We start from the raw sequence: 13663 nt of genomic DNA, 5'->3' as shown, positions 1-13663 counted from the left end.
CGGCGGCCTCCCGCCGCACCCGAGATCTACGCCACCGCCTCTTCCCTCACGGCGGGCCGGACATGGATCATGCCGTCCAGGACGCTGACCTCGTGCGTGCGCACGGGGCGGCGGGCCGGCAGACAGGCCGGGGCTCCGGTGCGCAGGTCGAACAGGGCCGCGTGCAGGGGGCATTCGACGAAGCAGCCCTCCACCCAGCCGTCGGAGAGCGCGGCGTCCTGATGGCTGCAGGTGTCGTCGAGGGCGTAGTAGCCGCCCTCGGCATGAAAGACCGCGATGACCGGCGTGACGCCGTCGATCTCGATCCGTACGGACTCGCCCTCGGGCAGGTCCTCGACGCGGCAGACGGGAATCATCTGGCCCCCCTCTCGCTGATCGGTATCATGTGTTCTGAATAACGCATCGCAGAGCGCGATGCGCAACAGAATCCAAGCCGGGGAGCGGGCCGTCAAGGGCTTCCCGGCAGATGCCCTCAGACGTGCCCCGCGGGGCCACCGGGTGGTGACGCAAAGACCCATGTCGAACACTTCCGATACGACCGGCGACCGGTCCGAGGAGCGGCGCGGCGGGGCGGGATCCGTCCAGTCCGTGGACCGTGCGGTGAGCGTGCTGGAGATCCTGGCCAAGCTGGGCGAGGCCGGGGTGACCGAGATCTCCGAGGAGCTGGGCGTCCACAAGTCGACCGCGTTCCGGATCCTCGGGGTGCTGGAGAACCGCGGGCTGGTGGAGCAGGAGCGGGACCGCGGGAAGTACTACCTGGGCGCCGGGGTGCTGCGGCTGGCCGGCGCCGCCGCGATCCGGCTGGACATCTCGCAGGAGGGCCAGCCGGTGTGCCGCGCGCTCGCCGCGGACACCGGGGAGACCGCCAACATCGCGGTGCTCGACGGTGATGCGGCGGTCAACATCATGCAGGCCAGGGGCTCCGCCGCGGTCACCGCGTACAACTGGCTGGGCCGCCGCACCCCGCTGCACGCCACCGCCAGCGGGAAGGTGCTGCTGGCGCATCTGCCGCCGCAGCGCCGGGAGACCCTGGTGACCCGCAAGCTGCCGCGGTTCACCGAGCACACCCTGACCACGGCGGCCGGTCTGCGCGAGCAGCTGACGGCCGTGCTGGAGGACGGATTCGCCTGCACCAGCGAGGAGTTGGAGATCGGGCTGAACGCGGTGGCGGCGCCGGTACGGGCCCATGACGGCGCGGTGATCGGCGCGATCGGCCTCTCCGGCCCGGCGTACCGGATGGAGCGTCAGCTGCTGCCGGAGCTCGCGGAGCGGGCGGCGAAGGCGGCCGCGGAACTCTCCCGCCTGATGGGCTACGCGGGTTGAGGCGGCCAGCGGAAAATCCCCCTTGACGGATCCCTGACCCGACTTCCAGCATGTCTCCTATAGCGCAACCCGGCGCACTATGGGCAACACGGTGGCAGGGGTGGACCGTCCTCCACTGCTGTCCCCCTGCCCCGGTTTGCCCGGTTCTCCCACGTCTTCAGGCTCCCAGGTCCGCAGGTCCCCGCTCTTCCCGGCTCCCAGCACCGCGCACCACTCCAACCCCCCTCAGGCATCCGTGCCACCTCACGCGTGCTACCCGCCCCTGCCGCCCCGCAGGCGCTGTTTTAGGAGTGAGACATGCCGCACGAAGCCCGCGCCGTCGTCGCCCTCAAGAAGGGCGCCCCCGTCGAGGTGCTGCCGATCCTCGTCCCCGACCCCGGCCCGGGCGAAGTGCTCGTGACCGTGCAGGCCTGCGGGGTGTGCCACACCGATCTGCACTACCGCGACGGCGCGATCGGCGACGACTTCCCGTACCTCCTCGGCCATGAGGCGGCCGGGGTCGTCGAGGAGGTCGGGCCCGGCGTCACGGACCTGGCACCGGGCGACTACGTGGTGCTGGCCTGGCGGGCGCCCTGCGGACAGTGCCGGGCCTGCCGTCGCGCCCGCCCCTGGTACTGCTTCGACTCCCGCAACGCCGCCCGGCCGATGACCCTGTTGGACGGAACGGAGTTGAGCGCGGCCCTGGGCATCGGGGCCTTCGCCGAGAAGACCCTGGTCGCCTCCGGGCAGGCGGTGAAGGTCGATCCCTCGGCGCGCCCGGAGGCCGCGGGACTGATCGGCTGCGGGGTGATGGCCGGGTACGGCGCCGCGGTGCACACCGGCGGTGTGGGCAGCGGGGACACCGTCGCCGTGATCGGCTGCGGCGGGGTCGGCAACGCCGCCATCGCGGGCGCCTCCCGGGCCGGTGCGCGGCGCGTGATCGCCGTCGATCTCGACGACGCCAAGCTGGACGCCGCCGAGCGGTTCGGCGCCACCGACACCGTCAACTCCCGCGGTACGGACCCGGTCGAGGCGGTCCGCGCGCTCACCGGCGGACACGGCGCCGATGTGGTGATCGACGCGGTGGGCCGCCCCGAGACCTACCGGCAGGCGTTCTACATGCGCGATCTGGCCGGCACCCTGGTCCAGGTCGGCGTGCCCGCCCCAGACATGCGCATCGAGCTGCCGCTCCTCGACCTCTTCTCGCGCGGCGGCGCGCTGAAGTCGTCGTGGTACGGCGACTGTCTGCCCAGCCGCGACTTCCCCGTGCTGATCGACCTGTTCCTGAGCGGCAAGCTCGATCTGGAACGGTTCATCAGCGAGACCATCGCGCTCGACGACATCGAGTCGGCCTTCGCGAAGATGCGGCGCGGCGAGGTCCTGCGGTCGGTCGTCGTGGTGTGACCGCCCGCAGGACCCCCGCGCCGCGGCTCATCCGCCGGCCGGGTCCGGCTCCTCGGCGGCCTGCTCCTCCGGACGGCGGTACATCCGCGTCGCCGTGATCTGGCCGTGCACCGCCTCGCCGGAGGGGTCCGGCTGCGGCAGCCCCGGGCGCAGGTGCTCCTCGACGCTGATGTACTTCAGCCCGGCCCGCAGGTCCGCGTCGTTGCGCAGCCGGATCACCAGCGGGAACTCCGCGAGCGCCGTGGTGTCGAAGAGGCCGGTGGTGTACAGCAGCTGGACGCCCAGGGCGTCGGCGACGGCGCGCTGGAGTTCCAGCAGATAGGTCGCGTTGGCGCGGCCGATGGGGTTGTCCAGGAACAGCGTGCCGGCGTGCCGCTGCTTGTCGCGGCCCCGGTCGTTGCTCCGCAGCGCCGCCATCGTGCAGTACAGGGCGATGGCGGCGGTCAGCAGCTGGCCGCCGGAGAAGACATCGCCCATCTGCCCGACCGGCACCCGCTCGGCGCGCAGCACCGCGTCCGGCTTGAGGATCTCCACGGCCACCCCGCGCGGCTGCAGCGCCGCGCTGACCCCGCGCAGCAGCAGGGACATCCCGTCCCGCCGCAGATCGCTGTTCTTCTTGACGGCCGCACTCGTCGCCTGGTCGATCACCTCGCCGAGGCGCTCGGTGAGCGTGGCCTGGTCGGGGTCCTCGAAGCGGATCCGCAGGAACTCCTGCCCGGACCACTCCCCCAGCCCCTCGGGCAGCCGGGACAGCCGCTGGGCGGAGCGCAGCGTCGTCAGCGACGACTCGACCAGCCCGCGCAGCCGGTCGACGATGGAGTCGCGGTTGCGCTCCAGCTGCTCCAGCTCGTCGGTGAGCACCCGCAGCCGGGGCGCGAAGGCCTCCGCCCACTTCGCGGCGTGGTCCGGCAGCGCCGCGGCGGGCAGTTCGCGGATCTGCTGCCGGGCGGGGGTGCGGACCTGTTCGTAGCGGGTGGAGTTGGCGTGCCGGACGAGGATGTCGCTCGCCTCGCGCACCGCGGACTCGGCGGTGGAGAGGTCGGCGGCGCAGCCGCGCAGCGAGCGGCGGGACTCCGCGGCGGCCTGCCGGGCCTCGGCCAGCCGGCCGGCGTACGGCTCGGTCCGCCCGTCGCCGGTGTCCTCGGTGTCCTGGTGGTCGCGGAGCAGGTCGCGCAGCAGGGCGGCGGTCTCGTCGAAGCCGCTCGCGGCGTCCTCGGCTGCGCGGTGGCCGCGCAGCAGCTCCTCGTGGCGGCCGCGGGCGGCCTCCAGCGCCTCGCTGGCGGTGGCCAGTTCGGCCGAGGCGGTGCGCAGCAGCTCCTTGGCGCGGTCGGCGTCCTTGGGCACCAGATCGTCGGGCAGCTCGGTGTGCGCCTCGCCGTCGGTGGGGGCGAGGCGCTCGGCCTCGCCGCGCAGCCGGCCGAGCTGCTCACTGGCGGCGGAGGCGCGGGTCTCCAGCATGTGCACCAGCGACTCGGCGCGGGCCGCGGCGGCCTGGCGGGACGGGCCGTCGGCGGCGTCCGGGCTCTCCAGCAGGGCCTCCGCACGGGTGCGGACCTTGTTGGTGAGGCGGTTGAGTTCGGCCAGGGCGGCGCTCTCGTCGCCCTCGGCGCGGGCCTGTTCGGCGCGCAGGTCGGCGCCGACGCCGACCTTCTCGTAGAGCTGGGAGGCGGCGCGGTAGGCCTCGCGGAGCGCGGGCAGCGAGGTGCCGGCGCCCTCCGGGGCCTCCCCCACCTCGTCCGGCACACCGGCGATCTCGGCGCGCTCGGCGCGCAGCGCGCGGGCGGTGCGCCGGGCGTCGTCGGCGGCGCGCTGGGCGGCCCTGCGGTCCTCGTCGGCGGCCCGCGCGCGGTCCACGCACTCCTCGGCGCGGGCCTCCAACTCGGCCGCCTCATCGACGAGTTCGCGCATCCGGGACTGCCAGGAGGCCCGCTCCCGCAGCCGGTGGGCGAGCCCGGCCAGCAGGTCCGCGGCACGGCGGGCGCGCTGCGCGCTCTCCTGCCGCTCGTCCCGCACCCGGGTGGCCTCGGCCGCGATCTCCTCGGTCTCGGCGCGGGCGGCACGGGCCTCGGCCAGCTCGGCGGCGGCCTCGTCCGCAGCCGTACGGGTCTCCTGCGCCGCGGCGGCCAGTTCACCGAGCCGTCCGGCCGGGCAGCCCGCGCGCCAGGAGCCGAGCCGGGCGGCCAGCGCGCGGTCCCCGGAGAGCCGCGCGGCCAGCGCCCGGATCTCCTCGTCCCGCTCTATGGCGCGCGCCCGCAGCGCCTGCCGCTCCTCGTCGGCGGCGGACTCGTCGTGCATCGCCGGGTTCGGCGTTACGAGGAAAACGCCGTAGACGCCGGAGTCCTGCTCCTCGGGCGCGGGCGTGGGGGCGAGCAGCGCGGCGGCGGTGCCCACCGCGACGGCGGAGCGCGGCAGCAGCGCGGCCTGGGCGAGCACCTCGCGGGCCCGCGCATGGGTGTCCGGGTCGGTGATGATCACGCCGTCGACGAGTTCGGGCCGCGCGGCGAGCACCCGGGTGTGGTCGGCCGGGTCGACGGACTGGGCGAGATAGCGCCAGCCGGGCAGCGCGGGGACGCCGTGCTCACCGAGGTACTCCACGGCGGCCAGCACATCGGGCCCCGGGGGCAGCAGCCCGCCGTCGCCCAGCGCGCCGAGGATCCGCGCGTCGTCGGCGGCGGCCGTGCGCAGGTCGAACAGCTGCCGTTCGGCGGCGGTGACGCCCTCCTCCAGCAGCTCGTGCAGCTCGTCGGCGTTACGGTCCAGTTCCTCGGCGGTGAGCGGTCCCGCGGTGGGGCGGCGGGGCGCGGTCCGGTCGGCGTCCGGGGTCGCCGTACGGGGTCCTGGCACGCCCAGGGCCTTGGTCTCGGACTGCGGGAGCCCGAGGAGGTCGGCGAGCCGCTGCTCGGCGCCGATCGACTCGGCGGCGCGGCGCTCGGCGTCGTGGGCGCGCTCGGCGGCCTCGGCTGCGTCCTCGGCGCGGGCCGCCGTGAGTTCGGCGGCGGAGTGCCGCGCCGTGGCCTCCCGGGCGCGGTCGGTGGCCTGCCGGGCGGTCTCGCGGGCCGAGTCCCACGCCTCGACGGCGGTCTTCTCGGCGTCCGACGCGGCGAGCGCGGCCCGGGCCGGGTCGGCGTCGGGAGCGCTGTCGTCCAGCCAGCCGGCCCGGACGGCCTCGGCGGTCTCCTCCGCGACCTCCGTCAGCCGCTGCTTGAGGTGGTCGGCCTCGCTGCGGGCGCGCTGGGCGTGGGTGGCGGCCGTGGTGGCGTCGCGGTGCGCGGACTCCCCGGCCTCCTGGAGGCCGGCGGAGCGTTCCTCCTCCTCGTTGGCGACCCGCTCGCCGGCCTCGGCCGCGGCGTGCAGGGCACGCACCAGGTCGGCGGCGGCGGTGGCCCGGGCGGCGAGCGCGGGGGCGGCGTCGCGTTCGGCCTCGCGGATGGCTGCGGCGACCCGCGCGGAGCGGTCGGCGGCGGCGCGGTGGCGCAGCGCGGTCTCGGCGGCCTGCCAGGCGCTGGCCAGCGTCCGGGCGTCGTTGAGTTCGCGGCGCTGGGCCGCGGCGCCCTTCTCCGCGGCGGCCAGCGCCAGCGAGGCGTGCCGGTAGGCGAGTTCGGCGGAGACCAGGGAGCGGCGCTCCTGGACGCGCTCGGCGTCGGTGACGCGATGGGCCGCGGCGGCGACCTGTTCGGCCAGCTCGGCGGCGCGGCCGCGCTCCTCGGTGCCCCGGGCGTGCAGCCGCTGGGCGAGGGCGCGGGTACGGCGCTCGGCCCCGGCGTGCACCTCGCGGGCGCGTTCGCGCTGCTCGGCGGCGTCGGCGATCCGGGAGAGGAGGTCGAGGGAGCCGGCGGTGAAGTCCCGCTCGGCGGTGAGTTCGGCGCGCCTGCCGAGCTTGTGGGCGAAGCCGTGCACGAGGTCGGCGAGGCCGTCGGTGTCACGGGTGTCCGTGACGGCACGCAGCAGCAGGTCGGTGAAGTCCGAGTCGTTCTTGACCGCGAACAGGCCGGCCGCCTCGCCCTCGTCGGCGTTCATCTCCCGCTGGTAGCGGAAGAGTTCCGGGTCCAGGCCCAGCTCGCCGAGGTGGACGTTCCAGCGCTCGTGGCCCTCCTCCCAGACCACGTCCAGGTTGGGGTAGTTCTTCCCGGCCTCGGTGAGGACGTCCCGGAAGCCCTTCATGGTGCGCCGTCGGCCCTGGGCTCCGGAGCTGCCCTCGCCGCTCTCCTGGCGGGGGCGGACGACGGTGGCCTCGGCGACGGGGAGGGAGTCCAGGCTCATCCCCGGGCCCGGCCGGAAGCTGTACCAGGCCTCGGCGAACTTCCGGGGGTCGTTGGAGACCTGCCGGCCGCGCCATTCGCTGACCTTGCCGACGACCACGGACTCGCCGGTGAGGACGTGCTGCCACTCCAGGGCGACATGACCGCAGTCGTCGGCGAGCAGGAACTTGCGCAGGACGCCGGAGCTGGCGCCGCCGAGGGTGTTGCGGTGGCCGGGCAGCATCACCGAGAAGATCAGCTTGAGCAGGACGGACTTGCCGCCGCCGTTCTCCAGGAAGAGCACGCCGGCGGGCGCCGGGCGGCGCGGCGGGCCGACCGGTTCGTCCTCGAAGAAGTCCGCCTGGGCCGGGGCCGGTCGGGGCACGGGCGCGCCGACTCCGCGCAGGTCCAGCACGGTGTCGGCGTAGCGCGCACCGGCGGGCCCGATGGAGTAGAGGCGGACCCGGGACAGCTCGTACATGGCGGACTCTCGTTGTCGTGTGGGGAGGTCGGGCAAGTCAGTGGCCGTGGGGGCGGGGTGTCATCCGGAGTGGAAGGGGAGGCCGGCGTCGGAGACCAGGTCGAGGTCGTCGGTGTCCTCGCCCGGCAGCAGCGCGGCGCCGCCGTCGGCGACCGGGACGATGCCCAGCTCCAGCAGCTCGGCCATGGCGGCGCTGCCGGCCATGTCCCGCACCTGGAGCTGGTAGCGGGCGGTGGTGCGGTAGGCGCCGCCGGAGTCGTCGCCGGTGCGCTGCAGGAAGCCGGAGTCGACGAGGAAGGTGACGGCCTTGGCGATGATGCCGGTGGTCGAACCGGCGAGCCGGCGGGCGTCCTTGGTGGCGCCGGTGGCGCTGCGCCGGGCGTAGATCCGCCAGGCGGACTCCAGGCCGGGGGCGTCGGTGGCCGGGTCGGTGTTCTCGCCCTCCTGCTCGGCGCGTTCCTCCAGGCGGCGGCAGGCCTGCCGGACGAAGGCGTCGACGCCGTTGACGGTGATCCGGCCGATGTAGCCGTCGTCGGCGAGGTCCTCGGGGCGCGGGAAGGCCAGTGCGGCGACGGCGAGATGGGCCAGGCCGTGCAGGAAGCGGTCGGCGGAGTCGGCGGAGGCGCGACGCGCGTAGTCGCCCATGCGTACGGCGAAGACGGAGTCCTCGTCGGCGGTGACGGCCATCCCGGCGCGGGTGGAGACTTCCAGGACGACCAGGCCGAGGCCGGTGGCGACGGCGTCGGCGAGGCGGGCGAAGGCCGGCTCGTCGCGGTAGCGGCGCAGCAGGTCGCCGTACTCGGCGTCGCGGGCGGGCAGCAGCTTGGGCTGGAGGCCGAAGGAGACCAGGCGTGCGGCGTCGGCGGCGTCGGCCGGGCTGAGGGGCGGGGGCGCCCCCTGCTCGAACGGGGCCGAGAGGTGGGGGGAGGGCCCGGCCGCGGCCGGGCCGGCGTCGGCGGTGGGTGCGCCCCAGCCCGGTTCACCGGCCCCGGACGCCGGGTCGGGCTGCGGCGCCTCGTCGTACTGGGTCACGGAACAAGCTCCTTGCGGGGGACGGTCTCGGTCATCTCTGCGCGGCACCGCGGCGGGCCGCCGCCCGGCGCGCCGGGGCTCTGCCGGGCCGGGCGCGCCGCACCGCTCGCGGGCCGCCCGGCGGGGTGGCAAGGCGCCATCACGCCACCTCCGAACGGTCCGCCGCCATGCCGGCGGAGTCCAGCAGGGCCGTGCCGACGATGAGGTCGGCGCCGCCGAACTCGGGGTCGGTCAGCTCCGTGCCGTCGTCGACGGCGAACAGCAGCTGCTGTTCGCCCTGGCGGTAGGCGGTGCCGACCGGCGGGCTGGCGGCGTGCACCGCCAGCAGGGCGACGAGGTAGGGGAGTTCGGGGTCGCCGCGGCGCGCCTCGGCGAGGAGCCCGGAGAGCCTGCGGGGCGCGTCGGCGGGCAGGTCGAGCAGCGCCATCGCGGCGTCGAGCTGGGCCTCGCTGAAGCGGCTGTCGTCGGGCGTCGTCACCAGATCGGGTTCGGGCATCTCGGCGCCGAGGTGCTCGCGCTCCACGGGCGGGGTGAGCAGCACCTCGACGAGGTCGCCGACCCGGACGGCGGAGGGCGTGCGCAGGCCCGTGCCGTGGGTGAAGAAGGCGTCGGTGACGCGGATGGCCTGCTCTGCGGGGAGCGGCAGCAGGGGCGCGACGAGCTGGCCGTAGAGGTCGAGTCCGGAGCGGGCGACGGGGGTGGCGAAGGCCTGCCGGTCCTGTTCGGCCCGGAAGAGCGGTCCGGCCTCCAGCAGCCGGGACTGGAGCTGGGTGTGGCGGCGGATGCAGTCCTTGACGATGTCGACGAGTTCGGCGGCGCGGCGCTTGTGCTCGGGCTCCTCGGTCTCGTCGCGGGCCTTGCGGATGTTGGTGAGGATGGCGTTCTCGTGGCGGTAGCGGTCCGCGACGTGGTCCAGCGCCTCGTTGATCATGTCGGGGACGGTCTCCAGCCAGTCCACGGCGCGGACGTTGCGGCGGGTGGCGTCCAGGGTCCTGCGCAGCGTCTCGGCGTACTGCACGGTGCGGTAGCGGGCCTGCTCGGCGGCGAGCTGGGCGTCGGCCAGCCGGCCGCGGCTGATCAGCACCTCCAGCTTGACCTCGGCGGCGATCTGGGCGCTGGTGACGTCCGTGTCGAGCGCGCCGACCAGGACGTTGACCGCTTCGTCGGTGGCCCGCAGGAAGACGGTGCCGCCGGCGCCGGGGACCTCCTCGATCAGCTTGAAGTCGTAGTCGCGGCGGACGTACTGGCCCTCGGTGGTGAAGGTGCCGTAGACGGCCCGGAAGCCGCGGTCCACGCTGCCGACGTTGATGAGGTTCTCCAGCACCCAGCGGGCCACCCGCTCGTGCTCGCCCGTGGGGCGGCGGGGCGCCTGGGCGGCGACCCGCGGGAGCACCTTCGCCACTATCTCCTCATGGTCGGCTCCGGTGTCGAAGTCCATGTTGAGGGTGACGAGGTCGATGACGGCGAGCGCCACCTCCGCCATGGCGTAGCCGCCGTACTCGCCCGCGAGGTTGGCCTTGCGCACGTCGAGGTCGTGCAGCGGCGCGGTGCACGCGAGGGCACGCAGCCGGCGGGCCAGGCCCTCGTCGGCGGCCGGGCCCGGCGCGGGCCGGTTCGGCCCGTTGAGCTGGGGCGCAGCGGCCCCCGGGGCGGAAAAAGTCACGTCGCACAGAGTAGGCGCTCGCACTGACAACGGACGAAACGGCGCGGATCCGCTCATGGGTGGAACCGCCGGTGGATCCGTTGACGGACCGCTCGCCGGGCCGGCGCGTCAGTCTACGGCGTGGCCCGCGGCGGCCGGCGGCCAGGTCCCGGGTCCCCGTGCCGGAGCCCCGGCCGGCGCTCAGTGGGTGGCTCCGCCGGCAATGCGCAGGTCGGTGCGGGTGTGCGCGGCGGTGACCGCGATCTCCCGCAGGGCCCGGGCGACCGCGTCGGCCGGCAGCGAGGGCTGGGCGCGGTCGACGACCTGCTCCGGCGCGTAGGGCACGTGGACGAACCCGCCGCGCAGGTCGGGCAGTTCGGTGGCGATGAGGTGGGCGAGGCCGTAGAAGACGTGGTTGCAGACGAAGGTGCCGGCGGTGTTGGAGACGGAGGCGGGCAGTCCGGCGGCGCGGACGGCGGCCACGCACGCCTTGACCGGCAGGGTGGAGAAGTACGCGGCGGGGCCGCCGGGCACGATCGCCTCGTCGACGGGTTCGGCTCCGGCGGTGTCGGGGATCCGGGCGTCGTCGACGTTGAGGGCGACGCGTTCCACGGTGATGTCGGGGCGGCCGCCGGCCTGGCCGACGCACACCACGATCTCGGGGCGGGTCTCCTCGATCGCGGCGCGCAGCACCGCCACCGAGGCTCCGTAGACGCAGGGCAGCTCGGCGGCGAAGACCTCGATGCCGCTGGGCGGTTCGTCGGCGACGGCGCGGACCGCCTGCCAGGAGGGGTTGGTGGATTCCCCGTCGAAGGGTGCGAATCCGGTCAGCAGTACCCGGGTCATACGGTCATCCTCGGTGCGGTGCGGTGGGTGCGTCCGGCGTCGGAGGCGGGGGCGGGATGCGGCGGGCCCACGGTGCCGCGGGGTGCGGCGCCGTGGGCCCGGGGGTCAGAAGGCGAAGAGCGCCATGATCAGGATGTTGCAGCCGAGCAGGATTCCCGCGGTGGGCAACTGCGCCTTGATGGGCCCGTACTGGTCCTTCAACTCCAGCAGGGCCGCCGGAACGATGTTGAAGTTGGCGGCCATGGGCGTCACGAGGGTGCCGCAGAACCCGGCGAGCATGCCGATGGCCAGGACGGCGGCGGGGTTGCCGTCGAAGTGGCCTATCAGGACCGGCCAGCCGACAGCGGCGGTCATCACGGGGAAGGCCGCGAAGGCGTTGCCCATGATCATGGTGAAGGCGAACATGCCCACGCAGTAGACGACGATCGCGATGTAGAGGGAGTCCTCGGGCAGGACGGCGGTGGTGAGCTTGCCGACCTGGTCGCCGACGCCGGAGACCTGGAAGATGGCGCCCAGCGTGGCCAGCATCTGCGGCAGCAGCATCGCCCAGCCCATCGCTTCGAGCATCGAGCGGCCGGACTGCACGGGCACGGATATCCGCTTCTCGCGGAGCATGATCATGCCGACGACGAGGGCGACGACGGCGCCGATGCCCAGGCCCAGGATGGTCTCGCTGCCCTCCTGGAGGACCGGTTCGCCCCCGAAGGTCAGGTGCTTGACGCCGATGGCGCAGGCCATGGCGACGGCCGGGATGGTGAGCGCGGGGACGAACAGCCGGTTGCCGAACCTGACGGCGCTGGCCGTGCGCTGCTCGGGGGTGGTGGTGCGCGGGGTGCCGCGCCCGGTGAAGCCGAAGCCGGCCAGGCAGGCCATGACGAGCACCGCGGCGCCCAGGGGTTCGGCCGGGGCCTGCTTGGTGACGACCCAGCTGCTGTAGATGAATCCGGCGCCGATCAGGCCCCAGAAGGCGCCGGTGCCGAAGCGCTTGGGGTTGCTGCGGTCGGTGACCATCTGGGAGGCCATCACCAGGAAGCTGAGGCCGACCAGCCAGTAGAACCACTCTGCTTTGATCACTGGGCGGCCTCCACTGCGGCGGTGTCGTGGACGTGGGCGGTGAGCAGTTCGCGTTCCAACTGGCGGTCCAGGCGCAGCAGGCGCCAGCCGTGGACCACGAAGGCGCACACGGCGGTGGGGATCGCCCACAGCGCGAGCTGCAGCGGTTCGAGGTGGGTCCCGTAGGTGGTGTTGACGAAGCCGGTGATCAGCAGGATCGAGCCGACGGCGAGGAAGACGTCCTCCCCGAAGAAGAGGCCGACGTTGTCCGCGCTGGCGGAGAACGACCGGACCTTCTCCCGGGTCCGCTCGGGGAGTTGGCCGTACTTGCGCTCGGCGGCGCCCTCGGCCATCGGGACGGCCAGCGGGCGCACGGTCTGGGCGTGGCCGAAGACATTGGTCAGTCCGACCGCGGCGCCGATCTGCCGCAGGCCGAGGTAGAGCGCCAGGAAGCGTCCGGTGGTGAGCTTGGCGAACCGGGCGATGAGGCGGCGGGCCTGCTCCTGGAGGCCGTAGCGCTCCAGGAGGCCGATGACCGGGAGGGTGATCGCGAAGATCGTCACCGCCCGGCTGCCGGCGAAGCCGTCGCCGAACGCGGCGAGCACCTTGCCCGGGGACAGCCCGCCGAGGAGGCCGGTCGCGATGCCGGCCACCCCCACGACCAGCAGGGGATTGCGCTTCGTGGCGAAGCCGATCACGACCACGAGCACACCGAGGAGCACGATCATGGATCCGCCTTCCGCGTACGGGGAACCCCACAGGTCCGTGGGGAGAGGAAGAGATTGCAGCGGAGGCTAGGCGATTGTTCAACGATTCGACAAGGGGTCTGCGGGAGCGGATCTCGGGCCGACCCCGCGGGACGCCACCGGGGCGGCACGGCGGCCCCGGGGCCCTCACCCCTCCGCGATGCGCTGCGCGTACGCCCCCGAGAGCTGGCTGCGCGAGTCCTCCAGGTACGACAGCAACAGCAGCTCCGCCTCGGCCGTGTCGCCCGCCTGCAGCGCCTCCACAATCTGCCGATTACGGGTCAAATAGGGCGCATGGAAGCGCCGGGGGTCGGCCATGACGTGGAAGACCAGCCGGAGTTCGGCGAGCACACCCCGCATCAGCTCATCGGTGCGCGGACTGCCCGCCAGGGCGACGATGCCCTGGTGGAAGCGGATGTTGGCGGTCGAGAGCGCCTGCCACTCCCGGCTGTCGGAAGCGGCCTCACCGGCCCGCACGGCGGCCTCGATCGCCGCGACGGCATCGGTCACGGCGGCACCGTGGGGCCCCGGCCCCAGCCCCCGCACCGCGGCGCACTCCACGAGCATGCGCACCCGGTAGATGTCCTCCAGGTCCTCGACCGTCACCACCCGGACGAACACCCCGCGGTTGAGCTGGTGCACCAGCAGCCGCTCGTGGGTCAGCAGCCGGAACGCCTCGCGCAGCGTGTTGCGCGAGACGCCCAGCGCGCCACCGATGCTCTCCTCCGAGAGGCGGGCGCCGGGCGGGAAGTAGCCCTCGGTGATCCGGTCGCGCAGGATGTCGGCGACCCGCTCGGCCGTGCTGGAGCGCCCCAGCAGGGCGCGGTCGCCTTCCAGGCTCGCGACCTCGGTGAGCCGCCCCTGGTCGTTCTTCGCCGCTCCGCCCGCCATACCGCTCCCCGTTCTCGCGCCGTACCGG

Annotated in this window: 10 protein-coding genes; 2 read left to right on the top strand and 8 right to left on the bottom strand. The window is 74.3% G+C overall.

What is annotated here, in order from left to right:
- Window positions 1-26: 26 nt before the first annotated feature.
- Entirely contained in the window at window positions 27-356 is a 330-nt protein-coding gene (locus tag K7396_RS31335) for a bifunctional 3-phenylpropionate/cinnamic acid dioxygenase ferredoxin subunit (RefSeq protein ID WP_086721175.1), read from the bottom strand.
- Window positions 357-516: 160 nt separating this feature from the next.
- On the opposite strand from K7396_RS31335, the gene K7396_RS31330 reads away from it, so the two are divergent.
- Both K7396_RS31330 and K7396_RS31325 read left to right on the top strand, forming a co-directional pair.
- Window positions 517-1323: an IclR family transcriptional regulator gene (locus K7396_RS31330; protein WP_086721176.1), complete on the top strand. Its 807-nt coding sequence runs from the start codon at window positions 517-519 to the stop codon at window positions 1321-1323.
- A 297-nt stretch (window positions 1324-1620) separates the two neighbouring features.
- Window positions 1621-2706, top strand: coding sequence for an S-(hydroxymethyl)mycothiol dehydrogenase (locus K7396_RS31325; RefSeq protein ID WP_086721177.1), 1086 nt, complete (start codon window positions 1621-1623; stop codon window positions 2704-2706).
- 27 nt (window positions 2707-2733) lie between these two features.
- Here the strand turns inward: K7396_RS31325 and K7396_RS31320 are convergent, their stop codons facing one another.
- From K7396_RS31320 to K7396_RS31290, 7 genes are all read right to left on the bottom strand, one after another.
- Window positions 2734-7425, bottom strand: a complete 4692-nt coding sequence (locus K7396_RS31320) for a coiled-coil domain-containing protein (protein WP_086721178.1) — start codon at window positions 7423-7425, stop codon at window positions 2734-2736.
- Between the two features lie 60 nt (window positions 7426-7485).
- The gene (locus K7396_RS31315) at window positions 7486-8457 is read right to left on the bottom strand and encodes a hypothetical protein (RefSeq protein ID WP_086721179.1); all 972 of its coding nucleotides are present in this window, start codon (window positions 8455-8457) and stop codon (window positions 7486-7488) included.
- A 139-nt stretch (window positions 8458-8596) separates the two neighbouring features.
- Window positions 8597-10120 (bottom strand): hypothetical protein, encoded by a 1524-nt coding sequence (locus K7396_RS31310; protein ID WP_174887043.1) that lies wholly within the window; start codon window positions 10118-10120, stop codon window positions 8597-8599.
- A 180-nt stretch (window positions 10121-10300) separates the two neighbouring features.
- The gene (gene pcp / locus K7396_RS31305) at window positions 10301-10945 is read right to left on the bottom strand and encodes a pyroglutamyl-peptidase I (RefSeq protein ID WP_152105268.1); all 645 of its coding nucleotides are present in this window, start codon (window positions 10943-10945) and stop codon (window positions 10301-10303) included.
- A gap of 105 nt (window positions 10946-11050) precedes the next feature.
- Window positions 11051-12019, bottom strand: a complete 969-nt coding sequence (locus K7396_RS31300) for a DUF979 domain-containing protein (RefSeq protein ID WP_086721247.1) — start codon at window positions 12017-12019, stop codon at window positions 11051-11053.
- Window positions 12016-12726 (bottom strand): DUF969 domain-containing protein, encoded by a 711-nt coding sequence (locus K7396_RS31295; protein ID WP_086721248.1) that lies wholly within the window; start codon window positions 12724-12726, stop codon window positions 12016-12018. Before K7396_RS31295 ends, K7396_RS31300 begins: the two co-directional genes overlap by 4 nt.
- Before the next feature lie 165 nt (window positions 12727-12891).
- Window positions 12892-13635 (bottom strand): GntR family transcriptional regulator, encoded by a 744-nt coding sequence (locus K7396_RS31290; protein WP_086721249.1) that lies wholly within the window; start codon window positions 13633-13635, stop codon window positions 12892-12894.
- Between the last annotated feature and the right edge of the window lie 28 nt (window positions 13636-13663).

This window comes from Streptomyces angustmyceticus (assembly GCF_019933235.1).
GTDB lineage: Bacteria > Actinomycetota > Actinomycetes > Streptomycetales > Streptomycetaceae > Streptomyces > Streptomyces angustmyceticus.
Note: the sequence above shows the minus strand (reverse complement) of the source record. Positions and strands in the feature narration are given on the sequence as shown.